The organism is Corallococcus sp. CA047B, from assembly GCF_003612065.1.
Taxonomy (GTDB): Bacteria; Myxococcota; Myxococcia; order Myxococcales; family Myxococcaceae; genus Corallococcus; species Corallococcus praedator.
Map to the genome: position 1 here is coordinate 51,788 of NZ_RAWD01000007.1, position 16,507 is coordinate 68,294.

The following is a 16,507-nucleotide window of genomic DNA, read 5'->3' on the forward strand; positions in this document are numbered from 1 at the left end:
CAGTGTAAAGTCCGCCCCCGCGCATGCCAATCACCGAGAATCCCATCATCGAGGTGCGCAACCTCACCCGGCGCTACCGCGATCGCGTGGCCATCCAGGACCTGTCCTTCACCGTGGGTGAGGGAGAGATCCTCGGCTTCCTCGGGCCAAACGGAGCAGGCAAGTCCACCACGATGAAGATCCTCACCGGCTTCCTGCCCCCTTCCGAGGGCATCGCGAAGGTGGCCGGCTTCGACGTGTCCACGCACCCGATGGAGGTCAAACGGCGCATCGGCTACCTGCCGGAGACGCCTCCGCTGTATCCGGAGCTGACGGTGCACGGCTACCTGACGTTCGTCGCGGCGCTCAAGCAGTTGCCCGGCCGCGCGGTGCGTGCGGAGGTGGAGCGCGTGGCGGGCCTCACCGGCGTGAGCGACGTGCTGGGCCGCGTGCTCCAGAACCTGTCCAAGGGCTTCCAGCAGCGCGTGGGCATCGCGCAGGCGCTGCTCGGTTCGCCCCCGGTGCTCATCCTGGACGAGCCCACCGAAGGGCTGGACCCCGCGCAGCGCGCCGAGCTGCGCGCGTTGATCCGGAGCCTCGCGGGCAAGCACACCGTGCTCCTTTCCACGCACATCCTCCCGGAGGTCACCGTGACGTGCCAGACGGTGCTCATCCTCCACCAGGGCCGCGTGGTGGCCCACGACGCCATCGACACGCTCGCGAAGTCCCATGGCCAGGCGGAGCACGCCTCGCTGGAAGAAGTCTTCATCAAGCTGACCGCCGCCTGAAGCGCGCCACTCCCCTTCCCCCTTCGAGGACCTCCCGCGCATGCGCACCGCCCTGGCCATCGCCCGCAAGGAGCTGGCCGTCGCCTTCACCACCCCGTGGGCCTACGCCGTGTTCACCGCGATGGCGGCGCTCTCGTCGTTCTTCTTCGTCAGCCTGCTGGAGCAGTTCCAGCAGGTGCAGTCCCTGGCCCGCGAGCATGGTTGGAGCCGGCTGCCGCCGGACTCGATCGTCTACCGCAACCTCACCGACGGCGTGGTGGTGCAGCTGTGGGGCGTGGTGCTGATCATCACGCTCTTCGTCGCGCCCTTCCTGTCCATGCGGCTGTTCGCGGAGGAGAAGCGCCAGAAGACGTTCGCGCTCCTGCTGACGACGCCGGTGCGGCCGGTGGACATCGTGCTGGGCAAGTACCTGGGCGGCCTCGGGCTCATCTTCGTCACGCTGGGGCTGACGCTGGTGTTCCCGGTGCTGCTGTCGGTGGTGGGCTCGGGCGCGTCCGGGCCCGCGCTGGAGTGGCCCACGGTGCTGCTGGGCTACGGGGCGGTGCTCGTGTGGGGCGCCACCTGCATGGCGGTGGGCCTGTTCATCTCCGCGCTGACGGAGAGCCAGATGCTGGCGGCCTTCCTCACCTTCACCGTGCTGCTGCCGTGGATGCTGCTGCGCGGGGTGGCCCAGTCCACGGCGGAGCCGCTGCGCTCCTTCCTGAACTACCTGTCCTTCGACACCCAGTTGCAGGGCATGATCCAGGGCGTCCTGGAAGTGCAGGCACTGGTGTTCTTCGCGTCCGTCATCCTGTTCTCGCTGCTGCTCACCCACCGCGCGGTGGAAGCGCAGCGCTACGCGTGACCATGAGAGCGACCCACGTCACCCGGGTGCTGGGGGCCTTCGGCCTGCTGCTCCTGCTGTCCAGTCCCTTCACGCTGTTCCTCTCCTCCGGCAGCGTGGGGCTCGCGCTGGGCAAGGCGGTGCTGGGCACGGCGATGATCGCGGCCTATGTCGCCACGCACCGGCAGGAGCTTGGCCGCGCGGGCTCACGCCGCACGGGGCGGTTCCTCGCGTCCACCGTGCTCACCACGCTGGCCGTGCTGGGCGTGCTGGTGGCGCTCAACGTCCTCGCGTTCCGGAAGAACCAGCGCTGGGACCTGACGCGGGCGCGCATCTTCTCGCTCGCGCCGCAGACGCTCGAGACGCTCGCCGGTTTGAAGGAGCGGGTGCACGTGCTGGCGCTCATCCCGCCCACGCATCCGGCCTACGGCGACCTGGAGGAGCTGTTCCGGCGCTACCACGAGGCCGCGCCCCAGACGTTCGACGCCACCTTCGTGGACCCGCGCCGTGAGCCCTCCCTGGCCGCGAAGTACCAGCTCAAGGATGGCCAGACGCTGGTGGTCGTTTCGCGCGGCGAAGGCGAGAGCGCGCCCCACACCCTGCTGCCGATTCCCGCCGAGCAGGAGCTGACCAACGCCCTGCTCCAGTTGGGCGCCGCGGGCGCGCAGAAGGTGTACTTCCTCGAAGGGCATGGCGAGTGGCCCCTGGAGACGCCACAGGGCCCGCAGGGTCCCGGTGATGGGCTGTCGGAGTTCCGCCGTCAGCTCTTGCGTGAAGGCTACCGCCCCGAACCCCTCAACCTGCTGGGCAGGCAGGAAGTGCCTCGCGACGCGGGGCTGCTGATCATCGCGGGCGCCAAGGAGGACTACACGGCTCCGGAAGTGGCCGCCCTGCGCACCTATCTGGGTGAGGGCGGACGGCTGCTGTACTTCACCGACGTGGGCACGGCGGACGGGCTGGGCCTGTTCCTGGCGGACTACGGCGTGCAGGTGGACGACGGCGTGGCGGCGGACTCGCAGTTCAACGCGGGCAACCCGTTCGTCCTCGTGTCGAACTTCTTCGGCAAGCACGTCATCACCCGCCCGCTGCAGGAGCGTGCGCTCAACGTGCAGCTTCCCACCGCGCGCAGCCTCACCCTGTTCCGCGAGGGCTTCCTTCCCGGCGTCACGGTGGAGCCCGTGCTGCTCACCTCGCCGTATGCGTGGGTGGAGACGCGGCCCCAGGAAGATGCCACCCCATCCGATGGCGAGAAGATGGGACAGCTCACGCTCGTGGCCGCCGCGTCCCGGGACACTCGCGGCGCGGACAACAAGCGCTTCGATGAGGCACGGCTGGTGGTCCTGGGCGATTCGGAGCTGCTGTTGGATCCGAACTGGGGCCACGAGGCCAACCGCAACCTGGTGATGAACGCCCTGGGCTGGGCGTCGCATCAGGTGGAGAAGATCACCCTGCGCCCTCCGGACCGGGAGACCTCCACGCTGGAGTTGAGCGCCAGCCAGATGCAGACGCTGCGCTTCGTCGCCACCGACCTGCTCCCGCTGTCTCTTCTGGGCGTGGGGCTTGCCGTCTGGCTGTCTCGGAGGAACCGGTGAGGACTTCGTCGTTCGTGGTGCTCGGGCTCGCGGTGCTGGGGCAGTGGGCGTGTTCGCGTGAGTCGGAGAAGCCGCCGGCCCCGCCCAGGCTCTTCGCGACGGAGACCGCGGAGCCGACGCGCGGCGCCCCGGCCCCGGCGGCCCCCGTCTTCACCCACCTGACGGTGAAGGCCCGGGGCGCCACCACGGAGCTGGAGCGGACGCCCGAGGGCTGGCGGATCACCTCGCCCGTGGAGGCGAAGGCAGACCCCTACGCCGTCGACGCGATGGTGCAGCAGCTCACCACGGCGAAGTTCAAGGCCACGGTGAACGCGGCGCCGTCGGACGCGGACCTGAAGAAGTTCGGCCTGACGTCCCCGAAGTTCACCGTGACGGCGCGGGCCTATGTCCCGGACGCGAGCGGCGGCGGCGCGGACGATCCGTCCCGCCAGCGCACCGTGACGCTGTCGGGCGGAGAGGAGAATCCCTTCGACGGCTCCGTGTACGTGCGCCGCGACGGGGACGCGACCGTCTACGCGGCCGAGGGTGCCGTGCGGTGGTCGCTCGACAAGGGCCCCTTTGAACTTCGCTCCAAGGAGTTCCTGGGGCCGCTGGACGCCGCGTCGCTCCAGTCCATCGAAGTCACCGCGAAGGACCACGCGTACCTGCTGACACGCGAGGCCGACGGCAAGACGTGGCGGATGGTGAAGCCGGAACCGACGCGCGCGAACGCCAGCCGCGTGGCGGACCTGCTCACCGCGTTCGCCGGACAGCAGGCCCTGTCGTTCCCCGAGGACACCCCCGCCGCCCGGAAGGCCCTGGGCCTGGACGCGCCCCTCGTGGATGCGCGCTTCGTCCCCGCCTCGGGCGAACCCATCCGCGTGCGGCTGTCGCAGGTGACGCGTGACGGGGCCCCTGTCGTCCATGCGCTGCGAGAGCAGGGCGCGCGCTCCACACTGGCGGAGGTGGATGCGCGGGCCCTGACGACGCTGGACGTGGGCGTGCCGGAGCTGAAGGACCGACGCGTGCTCGCGTTCGCGCGCGAAGCCGTGCGCCAGTTGGAGTTCCATCCCGGAGGCAAGGCCGCTCCCGTGGTGGTGGCGCGCGGTTCGTCCCTGGATGGCGGCTCCGACGCGTGGCGCATCGAAGGTCCCGACGGCGGACTCGCGCGTCACTTCCGCGTGGTGAAGCTGCTGGGCACGCTGGAGTCGTTGAGGGCCGCCGCGTTCGGTGAAGCGAACGTGAAGCGCTGGGAGCGCTATGGCATCAGCGAGGCGTCCCGGAGCGTGGTGCTGCGCGACGCGGACGGACGGGAGCTGGCGCGGTTGTGGCTGGGCCACGCCGTGCCGGAGCAGGACGAGCGGCTCTACGCGCGCGGCTCCGGCCCCGATCTGGTGGAGGTCTCCGCGAGCGCCGTGGCGGCTCTGCCCACGAGCGCCGCGGACCTGAAGGACGCGCCGCCCGGAGGTCCGGACGGCGGGGCCCCTTCGCCCTGAGGCTGAAGCGCTACACCTCCATCAGGGCGAAGCGCTGCTCGGGCGTGAACTTGGTGAGCAGGGGCATGGCCACGTTGAACACCGGGATGCCGCTCTTCGTCTTGCCTTCGCGCGCACCGTGGTGCGCGTGGCCGTGGAAGACGTAGGCCGCGCCGTAGTGGTCAATGGGCATCGACAGGCGGCTCGTCCCGAGGAAGGGGCGGATCTCGATGTTCTCCCCCTCCAGCGTCTCCGGGATTGGCGCGTAGTGCATGATCACGACCTTCTTCGGCGTGTCCAGGTGGCTGAGCGCCGCCTCCAGCTTGAGCGACTCCGTGACGGCCTCCTGCACGAAGGACTTCGTCTGCCCCTCGCCGAAGGCCTGCAACGTCGCGTTGCCGAAGCCTCCGCCAAAGCCCTTCACGCCCGCCACGCCCAGCACCTTCTCGAAGATGAAGTGGTCTCCGTCGAGGATGTGCACGCCCACCTTCGACAGCTCCGTGCAGATGTCCTTCACCTGCCCGTGTTCGTAGTCGTGATTGCCCAGCACCGCCGCGCAGGGAACGCGCAGGGCCGACAGCTCCTCGGCCAGCACCTTCCCCTCTTCCAGCATGCCGCGATCCGTCAGGTCGCCGCACAGCAGCAACAGGTCCGCGGAAGCGTTCACCTGCTTGACGAGCTGACGGAAGCGACCGTGCTGGTCGTCCCGACAGTGGAGGTCACCGACCGCTGCCAGCCGTATTTTCGAGCTCGGATCTCGCGCCACGCACGTCCCCCTCGGGTCGTTCTTGTTCGTCCCAGGCCCTGCCGTCCCCAAAGCCCCAGTGGTGGATGTCCACGTGGTAGTTCACCTTGGACACCAGGTTGCCGCGACACAGGCGCTCATCCCAGCTGCCGTCGCGCACCGTCTGGAGCGTGCGGCTCATCAGCTCCGTCATGACGTAGTTGGGGACGATGTCGCGCTCGCTGGGATAGGCGAAGCGGAACATCATCAGGTGGCTGAGCAGCACCTCCCAGTAGCGATCAAAGCGCCGGAGGATGCGGTCCCAGTCCATCTCCCGCCCCGCCTTGAGGATGAGGTGGTTGATGTCCGCGCCGTCGTAGCGTTCGCGCTCGGTGACAAAGGCCTTGGACCAGATCATCTCCTCGGCGGGCGCGATGAGACACTCGTAGCCGAAGATGTTGGCCTTCTTGGCGTTCGTGAACCACTCGTCGTCCACCGTCGCCACGCCGTTGCCGGAGGAGAAGATGAAGTCGACGAAGTAGTCGCCCTTGTACGCCTTGTAGATCCACACCTCGTCGTGATGTTCGGTGCGCCAGCCATCCTTCTCCAGGACCTCCAGCGCGCGGACGGCGTCCGCCTTGCGCGGGAACAGGTCCAGGTCCTTGGTGTCGCGGTAGATGCCCGTATAGGTGGCGTAGGCATAGGCCCCGCCCACCACGAATGGCACCCCAGCCTCATGGAGCAGGCCGACGGCTCTGGCGCGGGCGTTGATTTCGTCCGGCGCGCGCTCACGCTCAGCCAGCGAGGCGTCCGTACCCATGTCCCCGGGATGGTTCGGGTGTCGTTTTTCCATGGGCGAAATGTAGGGATGCCCCATTTCAACCGTCAGGCAGGCGGGCGTGGGCGGCAGGAGGGCAGGCAGGCAGACTCCAAACGACCGGTTTCATTGGAACTTTTTGATTCAAGCGAGCGCCTTTTCTGTTTTTCGCACGGCCTGTGTCCATGGGAGCGAGTTCCCCGCCGCACGGCCCGCACGACGGGCCCCGAAAGGACACCTCACCATGCTGCGCAAGAGCCTGCTGTGTGCCGCCTCCCTGCTGTTCGCCTCCGGTTGCGGCGACGACGCCGGGCCCTCCGAGGACACGTTCCGCGACGGCCTTCCCACCAAGGAGATGACGCAGGTGAAGGCGCCCAAGGAGAACGGCCAGGGCCTGACGTCGAGCGGCCCGTCCGCGATGGCCGGCCAGGGGCAGAAGTCCGAGTACTACCAGGCGACGGTGGACGCGACGGTGACGGTGAACGGCGGCACGCTGTGGGTGCTCAACCTCATCGAGCAGATCGCCAAGTATCCGCCGACGACGCTGGAGGAGAACAAGGCCGTGTGGGGTCCGCACACGGACGCGCTCAGCCCGACGACGTGGCGGTTGACGGTGACGAAGTCGGGGGACGCGTCGTTCTCCTGGGTGCTGGACGGCAAGGCGAAGGCGGACGCGGACAGCGCGTTCAAGGCCGTGCTGTCCGGCTCGCAGACGGTGACGGTGGATGCGAACGGCGAGCGCCAGCGGGGCTTCGGTTCCGGCGAGCTGCACATCGACTGGGACGTAGCGCACAGCCTGCCAGATGCCGATCCGAAGCACGTGGGCACGGCGGAGATCCGGTATTCGCGCCTGAACGCCACGGCGGAGACCACGGTGGAGGCGGACTTCCGCCAGGTGCGTGACGAGAAGAATCCGGAGAAGCGCACGGACGCGGACTACCGCTTCAAGGCGACGGCCACGGGCGGGGAGCTCGAGTACGCCTTCCGCCAGGATGTCGACTCCCCTGTGGACGGCACGCTGGAGAAGGTGGGCATCAAGAGCCGCTGGACGCTGACGGGCGCGGGCCGCGCGGACGTCAAGGTGTCAGGAGGCAGCCTGGGCTTCGAGGTTCTGTACAGCGAGTGCTGGGACCCCAACTTCCTGAGCACCTATCTGGAGCTCAACCTGGAACCGAACCCGAGGTACGGCGAGGAGCAGACGAGCTGCGGCGGCTTCACCACGGCGGTGTACTCGTCGCTGTGAGCCCGCTCGGGGTAGGCTCCAGCCGCACGTGACCGGACCTCCCCCGCTGGCCCTGAAGGTGGTGCCTCCCCGTCCTTCCGAGGACCGGCGGGCCGTCCTGAGCGACCTGTATGTGAAGTACGGCGGCAGCGTGAGGGAGCGCTGCCGCTACCTGCTGAAGGATGCCAGCCGGGCCGAGGACGCGATGCAGGACGTCTTCGCCCGTGCGCTGGTGCACGGAGAGTCGTTCCGCGCGGAGGCCTCCCCGCTCACGTGGTTGATGAAGATCGCCACGCACCACTGCCTCAACCAGCTGCGCTCGGAAGGGGCGGCGTGGCGGCGGTGGTTCGCCCGGGACGAAGCGGCCCGCTCAGAGGGCCACGGGGGTGCGGAGGCGATGGAGACGCGCGACCTGGTGCGCAAGCTGCTGGCCCGGGTGGACGCGGAGACGCAGGCGGCGGCCATCCACTACCACGTGGACGGGATGACGCTGGAAGAGGTGGCCGTGGTGCTGGGGCGTTCGGTGCCCACGGTGCGAAAGCGGCTGGAACAGTTCGCACAGCTGGGTGGAGAGGAGCTGAACGTCCGATGAGCGCGCACGAGTCGAACTGGACATTGCGCCGCCTGCACGTCGGCGAACTGCTCGCCCCGGAGGCCCTGCGCGCGCGTGAGCATGCCGAGGCGTGCGAGGCGTGTGGTGCCGTGCTCCGGTCCTTGACGAACGAGCAGACCGCGTTCGAGGCGGAGGTTCCCTTCGAGCGCTTCGAGGCGGGCGTGGAGCGCTCGCTGGCCCGGCAGGCCAGGACTTCGGCCAGGCCCGCGACGCGGCCCGCGTGGGCAGGGCCGCTGATGGTGGTGGCGGCGTCCCTGTTCGTGCTGGTGCTGGCGCGTCCGCTGCTGGAGTCCGGCACGGTGACGCGGCCCGTGACGGGCAACCGGCTCAAGGGTGGCGCGGGCGCGGAGCTTCGCATCGGTGGCGGCGTGGAACCGCAGCGGGTGGCCAGCGTGGACGCGCCGGAATCCCTGCGGCCCGGTGAGCGCGTGCGGCTGGGCTACACGCCAGAGGCGCACCGCTACGTGGCGGCGCTGTCGGTGGATGCGCAAGGCGAGGTGACGCCGCTGTATCCGGAGTCGGGGGACAGCCTCGCGGTGGAGCCGGGTGCGGGGCAGCACTGGTTGCCGGAGAGCGTGGAGTTCACCGGCGCGGGGGCGGAGCGCGTGGTGCTGGTGCTGACGGATGCGCCGGTGTCGATGGACGTCCTGAGCGACGCGGCGCGGAAGTCCTTCGCGGCGGCGGGGCGGGACGTCACGCGCATGGCGCCCCTGGATGTCGCGGGTGAGCAGACGCAGTGGATCCTGCTGAAGCCATGAGCGACCTGCCCGTGCAGCGTGGCGCTCGGGAACAGGCACTGCTCGCGGGGTTTCGCGCTCTGGCGCGGCTGCGCGCCGTCATCGTCCCGGCCCGTGCATGGGCTCCTGGGCTCGCGCTCGCGTGCGCGCTGCTGACCACCGCCGCGCACGCGGACACGCTGCGCCGCTTCGCGCTCATCGCCGGCAACGACACCGGGGGCAGTGACACGCGGCCCTTGAGCTACGCGCGCGACGATGCGCGCAAGATGCACGACCTGCTCACCCGCCTGGGCGGCGTGGCCCCGTCCGACGCGAAGCTCCTCCTGGACGATGACGCGAAGGACTTCCTCACCGCCCTGTCGGAGCTGGAGCAGCGGGCGCACGCGGCCCAGACGCGCGGGGAGCGCACCGCGCTGTTCGTCTACTACTCCGGCCACGCGAAGGACGGAGCCCTGCGCCTGGGTGACTCGCGGCTCGCCTTCGATGCGCTCAAGCGCCGGCTGGCGGACGCGCCCGTGGACATCCGCATCGCCATCCTGGACTCGTGCCGCTCCGGCGCGCTCACGCGGACCAAGGGGGCCCGCAAGGCGCCCGCCTTCGACGTGGAGGCCGGCGCCGCGCGCGATGCCCGGGGCGTCGTCATCCTCACCTCCAGCGCGGCGGATGAGGACTCGCAGGAGTCGGACGCACTGGGCGGCAGCTACTTCTCCCACCACCTGGCGAGCGGCCTGCTCGGTGACGCGGACCGCAGCGGCGACGGACGCGTGACGCTCTTCGAGGCGTATTCGCACGCCTACGCGCGCACCGTCGCGGACACCGCCGACAGCAGCGCGGGCCCGCAGCACCCCACGTTCAGCTACGACCTCGCGGGCAACGGGGACCTGGTCCTCACCGACCTGCGCGCGAGCGCCGAGGGCCTCGTGGTCCCCGGAGGCGCGCCCGCGGGCTCCTACTACTTCGTGGATCCAGGCGGACTGGTGGTCGCGGAGCTGGACAAGACCGCGGACATGGAGCGCCGCGTGGCCCTGGCCCCCGGCACCTACCGCGTGAAGCGCCGGCTCAGCGACAGGCTGCGCATCGGGGACGTGGAGATTGCTCGCGGACGGACCACCGTGCTGGAGGAGCCGCGCCTCAAGGACGCGCCCTTCTCCGACGACCCCGTGAAGGGCGCGGGCAGGGGCCAGGACGCGTGGTGGGCCTTCGGCCTCACGGGCGGCTACCAGTCCTTCTTCGACGCGGCCACGCGCCAGTCGCTCTTTCTCTCCGTGCCGCTGTTCGGCGCGGAGGCCGAGTTGCACGACTACTTCCGCCGCGACTGGGTGTGGGGCTTCGACGCGTCCGTGGGCGGCACGCGCGGGGTGCTGGCGCTGCCCACGCTCGCGGGGCCGTCGTACCGGTACTCGGTGGTGAACCTGGGAACGAGCCTCACCACCGAGTGGCCCCTGGGCCGCGTGTCCCCGTTCGTGGGCGGCCGGCTGGCGTACCTCATCCTGGGCCGCCAGTTCGAGGACGCGGCGTTCCCGGATCAGCGCTTCGCCATGGTGTCACCGGGGCTGGTGGCCGGCGCGCGCTTCCAGCTCATGCGCCGCCTCCAGCTCACCGCGCGGGGCCGGGCGCAGTACCTCCAATACACCGTCGATGCGCAGCGGTCCCTGGGCTACTGGGAACTGGCGGCGCTCCTCACGTACGAGCCATGAGAGCGCACGCGATGCGAAACCTGATCCCGGCCCTGCTCTGCCTCCTCGCGGTCGCGTGCGGCGGCGACTTCTCCAACGACGACCTGGAGTTCCAGAACGCCCTGCCCCAACGCGAGGACCTGGCCGCGATGCTGCCGGACTCCGCCAGACGCGCCGGCCAGGGAACCGGCACCCGCGAGGATCGACTGGGCCTCCAGGTGCCAGGCGCGACGTCGGAGCTGGCGGTCCAGTCCTATCAGGTGGGCACGCAGTTCAACGCCAGCGTGGACGCCCTGCTGACCCTGCTGGAGCTGTTCCGCGGCGTGGCCCCCACCACGCGAGAGACCGACCGCCGCATCTGGGGCCCCTTCCCCGCGGACGACCATCCCGGGCACGAGCTGCGCCTCGTGATGGAGCGCCAGGGCGGCGACTTCGCCTACCGCCTCCAGTTCCGTCCCCGGGGCGCGGGCGAGGACGGGTGGTGGACCTACCTGCCCGGCACCTTCAAGGCGGACGGCGGCATCCGCAAGGGCACGGGCACGCTCGCGCTGGACCTGAAGGAGGCCCGCGCGAACGGCTTCGACACGCGCGAGGCGGACGGGTTGGACCGGCTGGACATCCGCTACCAGACGAAGGCGCTGCCCACGAGCGTGGAGCTGCTCTTCACGGGCGCGGGGGCCACGCTGCCCCTGACGCGCTATGCGTCGCGCCAGGTGCCGGAGGGGCTGGGGGAGATGACGTTCCGGCTGCCCGGCCAGGACCTGGTGCCCGGCGGGCTCCTGGAGACGCTGGACATCGTGTCGCGCTGGACGCCCGAGGGACGGGGCAAGCTGGTGCTGACCATCCTGGAAGGCGACGCGAAGGGCCTGAAATACACCGAGTGCTGGGACGCGCAGACGCGGATCACCTTCCTGCAGCGCAACTGGGATTTCATCAACCCCACCGAGGGAAGCGCGGCCTCCTGCCCGGACGTGTCCGCGCTGGGGCCGTAGCGAAAGCCGCCCGGGTTGGTGCCCGGACAGCAGCCGGGCGGACATTCCCTGGCCGTTGGAAGGTGACGCGCGGGGGGGATTCTCTATGCTGGCGGCTGTTCTCCCGCGCCCTCCATGACCAATCCCTCGCTTCTCACCGTCTTGAAGAGCCGGCGCATCTGGCTCCTGATGGCCGTCGGCTTCGCGTCCGGCCTCCCCCTGTGGCTGACCGGCGTCACGCTGTCCGCGTGGATGAAGAACGAGGGGGTGAACCTCAAGACCATCGGCATCTTCAGCCTCGTGGCGCTGCCCTACACGTTCAAGGTGCTGTGGGCGCCGCTGATGGACCGCTACACCCTGCCCTTCCTGGGCCGGCGGCGCGGGTGGATGCTGCTCACGCAGGTGCTGCTCATGGGCGCCATCTCCGCCATGGGGCTCGTCAACCCGAAGGACGCCCCCATCGCGATGGCGTGCATGGCGGTGGTGGTGACGTTCCTGTCCGCCAGCCAGGACATCGTCGCGGACGCGTGGCGCACGGACATCCTCCCCCTGGAGGAGCGCGGGCTGGGCAACTCCATGTACGTCACCGGCTACCGGATGGGCATGCTCGTCGCGGGCGGACTGGCGTTCATCCTCTCCGACATCCTGGGCTGGTCGAAGACGTACTACGTGATGGGCCTGCTCATGAGCGTGGGCGTGGTGGCCACGCTCTTGGCCCCGGAGCCCCAGAGCGTGCGGCCTCCGCGCAACCTTCTGGACGCGGTGGTGAAGCCCTTCGTGGACTACTTCCGCCGGAAGTACGCGCTGGGGGTGCTCGCGTTCCTGGTGCTCTACAAGCTGGGGGATGCCATCGCCGCCAGCATGGTGACGCCGTTCTACATCGAGCTCGGGTTCTCCAACACCGAGATTGGCGCGCTCAGCAAGACGCTGGGCATGCTGGCCACCATCGGCGGCGGCCTGCTGGGCGGCGTGCTGATGGTGAAGCTCAGCATGCGCCGCGCGCTGTTCATCTTCGGCGCCGCGCAGGGGCTCACCAACCTGGCCTTCCTGGCGCTGTCGCTCGTGGGCAAGAACGACCTGATGCTCGCGGCCGCCATCACCGTGGACAACGTGTGCACGGGCCTGGGCGTGACGGCGTTCGCCGCCTTCGTGATGTCGCTGTGCCACAAGAGCTTCAGCGCCACGCAGTACGCGCTGCTGTCCACGATGGGCACCATCGCAAACCGGCTCATCGGCTCCGTGTCCGGCTACTTGGCCACGTGGATGGGCTGGCCCACGTTCTTCGCCTTCACCGCGGCGGCGGCCATCCCCGCGCTGGTGCTGCTGGTGTTCCTGCCCGAGCACGCGGCCCAGCCCCTGGAGGATGTCCCCCCCGCCCCGGGGGCCCTGCCGCCCGCGGCGCCCGCGTCCTCCGTCGCCGTGGCGCGCTGACGGCTTCCGGACAGCCGCCACCGCCCGGCCGATACGCGCTCCCGCCCGCTACTGGACGGAGCGCGTCAGGCCGGGTGCGGGGATGGACAGGGGGCGTGACTTCGCCTCCCCATGGAGCAGTCCGCGCGGCTAGTGTGGCCCGGTCATGGCCCATCCTTCCGCTGGCAAGCCCCTTTCGCGCGACCTGCTGATCAACCCCGAGAAGCTGCGCAGGCAGTACGCCTCCGACGTGCCGGACGCGTCCGTCGCCGAGCAGCGCGTCGCCTTCGGCACCTCTGGCCACCGCGGAAGCGCCGCGCGCCGGAGCTTCAACGAAGCGCACATCCTCGCGGTGGCGCAGGCCCTGTGCGAGTACCGCAAGCAGCAGGGCTACGACGGCCCGCTGTTCCTGGGCAAGGACACCCACGCCCTGTCCGAACCCGCCCAGCGCACCACGCTGGAGGTGCTGGCCGCCCACGGCGTCGAGGTCCGCTACACCGACGGCGCCACGCCCACGCCGGTCATCTCCCACGCCATCCTCACGTACAACCGGGGCCGCACGAGCGGGCTCGCGGACGGCATCGTCATCACCCCGTCCCACAACCCGCCGGAGGACGGCGGCATCAAGTACAACCCGCCCAACGGTGGCCCCGCCGATACGAACGTCACGTCCCTGGTGGAGCGCCGCGCCAACGAGCTGATGGCCGCCGGCAACAAGGACGTCCGCCGCGTCACCTACGAGAAGGCGCTCGCCAGCAGCACGGTGAAGGCCCACGACTTCATCACCCCGTACGTCAAGGACCTGGCGAACGTGGTGGACGTGGACGTCATCCGGGACGCGAAGCTGAAGCTGGGCGCGGATCCGCTGGGTGGCTCCAACCTGGACTATTGGGACCCCATCGCGGATCGCTACAAGCTGTCGATCTCCGTGGTGAACCGCAAGGTGGACCCCACGTTCGGCTTCATGCCCGCGGACCATGACGGGAAGATCCGCATGGACTGCTCGTCGCCGTACGCGATGGCGAACCTGGTGGGCCTCAAGGACAAGTACGCGCTCGCGTTCGGCAACGACACGGACTCCGACCGCCACGGCATCGTCACCCGCAGCCAGGGGCTGATGAACCCGAACCACTACCTGGCCGTCTCCATCGACTACCTGTTCCGCAACCGTCCGGGCTGGAAGAAGGACGCGGCGGTGGGCAAGACGCTGGTGAGCAGCAGCCTCATCGACCGCGTGGCGAAGGACCTGGGCCGCCGCGTGGTGGAGGTGCCGGTGGGCTTCAAGTGGTTCGTGGACGGGCTCCTGGACGGCTCGCTGGGCTTCGGGGGCGAGGAGAGCGCGGGCGCGTCCTTCCTGCGCACCGACGGCACCGTGTGGACCACCGACAAGGACGGCATCATCCTGGACCTGCTCGCGGCCGAAATCCTGGCGCGCACCGGCAAGGACCCCGGCGAGCACTACCAGGAGCTGGCGAAGAAGTTCGGCGCGCCGCTGTACACGCGCATCGATGCGCCGGCCACGTCCGAGCAGAAGGCCGTGCTCAAGAAGCTGTCCCCCGACGCGGTGAAGGCCACGTCGCTGGCCGGTGAGCCCATCCAGCAGCGCCTCACGCGCGCGCCGGGCAACAACGCGGAGCTGGGCGGCCTCAAGGTGACGGCGGAGAACGGCTGGTTCGCCGCGCGCCCCTCCGGCACCGAGGACGTCTACAAAATCTACGCGGAGAGCTTCCGGGACCAGGCGCACCTGGACACCCTCGTCCAGGAGGCGCGCGCCATCGTCAGTGAGGCCTTCGCCGGAAAGTAGCCATGGACGGGGGCTCCGGGCCGCGCTTCGATGCCGCCGCAAGGAGTCCCACCCCCCATGTCCGTGAAGCTCATCCTCCAGTTCGTGCTCGCGCTGATCATGGTTGTCGCGGGGGTCACGCACTTCCGCAAGCCGCGCATGTTCATGAGCATCATGCCGCCCTACCTCCCGTACCCCCGGGAGCTGGTGCTGCTGAGCGGCGTGGCGGAGGTGCTGCTCGGCGTGCTGCTGGTGGTGCCGCAGACGACGCGGCTTGGGGCCTGGGGACTCGTCGCGCTGTTCGTGGCGGTGTTCCCCGCGAACGTGCACATGGCTCGGCACCCGGAGAAGTTCCGGAAGATTCCCAAGGCCCTGCTCTGGCTGCGGCTGCCGCTGCAGGGCGTCCTCATCCTGTGGGCGCTCTGGTACACCTGAGCCGCGTCAGCGCCACAGCGGCGCGTGGTCCTCGATGTACTGGCGCACCGTGCGCGTGGGGCGTCCGAGCAGGTTGGTGAGCGTGGGGTCCACCTGCTCCGCATGGCCGAAGCGCAGTCCCACGTGCATCAGCGTCTGCATGCCCAACTGGCCCCAGGACAGCCGGCGCTGGTGCAGGTGGCGCACGTAGCCCGGCACCGACGCGGGCACGTAGCGGATGGGCCGGCCCAGCACCTCCGACAGCACGGAGGCCACCTCCTCGAAGCTCACCGCCTCCAGGCCGGTGAGCGTGAACGCGCGGTCGCGCAGGGACGTGTCCAGCATCGCCCGCGCCGCCACCTCGCCCACGTCGCGCACGTCCACGAAGGCCACCTTGCCGTGGCCCGCGGGCATGTAGAGCCGGCCGTCCTGGCGGATGTCCTCGCGGTACGCATCCCCCAGGTTCTGCGCGAAGAAGGCCGGGCGCAGGAGCGTCCACCCCAGCGACGAGCGCTTCAGGTGCTCCTCCACCGCGTGGTGCGGCGCCCACGTGCTGCGCTCCGCGCCCGCCATGGACAGGAACACCACCTGCTTCACGCCCTGCGTGACGGCCGCGTCCACGAAGGCGTTGAGCGTCAGCTCCGCGTTGGCCAGGGCCGGGGGCCGCATCAGGAACACGCCCCGCACGCCCTCCAGCGCGGGCAGGAACGTCTCCGGGCGCAGGAAGTCCAGCGGCACCGGCGTCACGTCTCCATCCATCTCCTTGAGGAGCGCCGCGGTGTGCTCCGACGACTTCACCGCCGCGCGCACCGGCACCCCTTCCGCCAGCAGGGCCCGCACCACCGCCCGGCCCACGTTGCCCGTCGGGCCCGTCACCAGCACCGGTCCGCTCACGGCCTCCCCTCCCATGACGCCCCCCTCCCACCCGACACGCACCGGGGATGGCCGGCGCCGCAGGATTCCACCGCGCTCATGCGGGACCTCCTCTCGCGAACCGCGCCCCGGGAATCCCGGGATGCGGGGTGACGGGGACCCACCCTGGCGTCCCATTTCTCCTTCGGAAAACGCACCTCCGGGAATCCGTTGTGCGATTGCGTCTCAAATTCCGGAGGCTGAGAATCAGACGTAAGGCAGCGAACAGGGAAGGCCCTGGAGCGTCGGCCGGAGCTCAGCGGGCGGGCCCACCATCCTTCCTTGACTCGCCCGGGGGTGCTCTTTAGGTTCAGAGGCTTCCACCGGCTCCCAAGCCAAGAAGGATGTTCCATGGCCCGCGTTACCGTTGAAGACTGCCTCCCCTACGTGGACAACCGGTTCGCGCTGGTGCTGCTGGGCGCCAAGCGCGCGCGCCAGCTGATGGCCGGCGCCCGGCCCATCCTGGAGACCTCCAAGAACAAGCCGCCGGTGCTCGCGCTGCGCGAGGTCGCCACCCAGCGCGTGAAGTTCGACCGCGACGTGCGCGAGGCGCTCTCCGGCAAGTACACCGCCGAGGAAGCCAAGAAGTAGG

Annotated in this window: 16 protein-coding genes; 13 read left to right on the forward strand and 3 right to left on the reverse strand. The window is 69.9% G+C overall.

Annotated features, from left to right (window positions below):
• Positions 1–23 precede the first annotated feature (23 nt).
• From D7X74_RS02575 to D7X74_RS02590, 4 genes are read left to right on the forward strand one after another with little or no spacing between them, the layout of a single operon-like run.
• Positions 24–767, forward strand: coding sequence for an ABC transporter ATP-binding protein (locus D7X74_RS02575; protein ID WP_199732636.1), 744 nt, complete (start codon positions 24–26; stop codon positions 765–767).
• A gap of 40 nt (positions 768–807) precedes the next feature.
• Positions 808–1,611: an ABC transporter permease gene (locus D7X74_RS02580; RefSeq protein WP_120531309.1), complete on the forward strand. Its 804-nt coding sequence runs from the start codon at positions 808–810 to the stop codon at positions 1,609–1,611.
• 2 nt (positions 1,612–1,613) lie between these two features.
• Positions 1,614–3,182, forward strand: coding sequence for a GldG family protein (locus D7X74_RS02585; RefSeq protein WP_120531310.1), 1,569 nt, complete (start codon positions 1,614–1,616; stop codon positions 3,180–3,182).
• Positions 3,179–4,657, forward strand: a complete 1,479-nt coding sequence (locus D7X74_RS02590; protein WP_120531311.1) for a DUF4340 domain-containing protein — start codon at positions 3,179–3,181, stop codon at positions 4,655–4,657. The genes D7X74_RS02585 and D7X74_RS02590 overlap by 4 nt, the downstream gene beginning before the upstream one ends.
• A 10-nt stretch (positions 4,658–4,667) precedes the next feature.
• Here the strand turns inward: D7X74_RS02590 and D7X74_RS02595 are convergent, their stop codons facing one another.
• On the reverse strand, positions 4,668–5,372 hold the full coding sequence (locus D7X74_RS02595) for a metallophosphoesterase (RefSeq protein ID WP_120531333.1): 705 nt from the start codon (positions 5,370–5,372) through the stop codon (positions 4,668–4,670).
• Positions 5,356–6,180, reverse strand: coding sequence for a nucleotidyltransferase (locus D7X74_RS02600; protein ID WP_120531312.1), 825 nt, complete (start codon positions 6,178–6,180; stop codon positions 5,356–5,358). The genes D7X74_RS02595 and D7X74_RS02600 overlap by 17 nt, the downstream gene beginning before the upstream one ends.
• A gap of 241 nt (positions 6,181–6,421) precedes the next feature.
• Between D7X74_RS02600 and D7X74_RS02605 the strand changes: the two genes are divergently transcribed.
• From D7X74_RS02605 to D7X74_RS02640, 8 genes are all read left to right on the forward strand, one after another.
• Positions 6,422–7,420: a hypothetical protein gene (locus D7X74_RS02605; protein WP_120531313.1), complete on the forward strand. Its 999-nt coding sequence runs from the start codon at positions 6,422–6,424 to the stop codon at positions 7,418–7,420.
• Positions 7,421–7,448: 28 nt separating this feature from the next.
• Positions 7,449–7,991 carry an RNA polymerase sigma factor gene (locus D7X74_RS02610; RefSeq protein ID WP_233601932.1) on the forward strand — a complete coding sequence of 181 codons (543 nt, stop codon included), beginning with the start codon at positions 7,449–7,451 and terminating at the stop codon, positions 7,989–7,991.
• Positions 7,988–8,770 carry a DUF4384 domain-containing protein gene (locus tag D7X74_RS02615; RefSeq protein ID WP_120531314.1) on the forward strand — a complete coding sequence of 261 codons (783 nt, stop codon included), beginning with the start codon at positions 7,988–7,990 and terminating at the stop codon, positions 8,768–8,770. The genes D7X74_RS02610 and D7X74_RS02615 overlap by 4 nt, the downstream gene beginning before the upstream one ends.
• Positions 8,767–10,446 (forward strand): caspase family protein, encoded by a 1,680-nt coding sequence (locus tag D7X74_RS02620; RefSeq protein WP_233601933.1) that lies wholly within the window; start codon positions 8,767–8,769, stop codon positions 10,444–10,446. Before D7X74_RS02615 ends, D7X74_RS02620 begins: the two co-directional genes overlap by 4 nt.
• Before the next feature lie 11 nt (positions 10,447–10,457).
• Positions 10,458–11,417, forward strand: coding sequence for a hypothetical protein (locus D7X74_RS02625; protein ID WP_233595217.1), 960 nt, complete (start codon positions 10,458–10,460; stop codon positions 11,415–11,417).
• 114 nt (positions 11,418–11,531) lie between these two features.
• Entirely contained in the window at positions 11,532–12,827 is a 1,296-nt protein-coding gene (locus D7X74_RS02630; RefSeq protein ID WP_120531316.1) for an AmpG family muropeptide MFS transporter, read from the forward strand.
• Between the two features lie 145 nt (positions 12,828–12,972).
• Positions 12,973–14,610: a phosphoglucomutase (alpha-D-glucose-1,6-bisphosphate-dependent) gene (pgm, locus tag D7X74_RS02635; protein ID WP_120531317.1), complete on the forward strand. Its 1,638-nt coding sequence runs from the start codon at positions 12,973–12,975 to the stop codon at positions 14,608–14,610.
• A 57-nt stretch (positions 14,611–14,667) separates the two neighbouring features.
• Positions 14,668–15,024, forward strand: a complete 357-nt coding sequence (locus D7X74_RS02640) for a DoxX family protein (RefSeq protein WP_120531318.1) — start codon at positions 14,668–14,670, stop codon at positions 15,022–15,024.
• Positions 15,025–15,030: 6 nt separating this feature from the next.
• Here the strand turns inward: D7X74_RS02640 and D7X74_RS02645 are convergent, their stop codons facing one another.
• Positions 15,031–15,897: an SDR family oxidoreductase gene (locus D7X74_RS02645; RefSeq protein WP_120531336.1), complete on the reverse strand. Its 867-nt coding sequence runs from the start codon at positions 15,895–15,897 to the stop codon at positions 15,031–15,033.
• Between the two features lie 369 nt (positions 15,898–16,266).
• Here D7X74_RS02645 and rpoZ point away from each other — a divergent pair, with 369 nt between their 5' ends.
• Positions 16,267–16,506, forward strand: coding sequence for a DNA-directed RNA polymerase subunit omega (gene rpoZ, locus D7X74_RS02650; RefSeq protein WP_120531319.1), 240 nt, complete (start codon positions 16,267–16,269; stop codon positions 16,504–16,506).
• Position 16,507 lies beyond the last annotated feature (1 nt).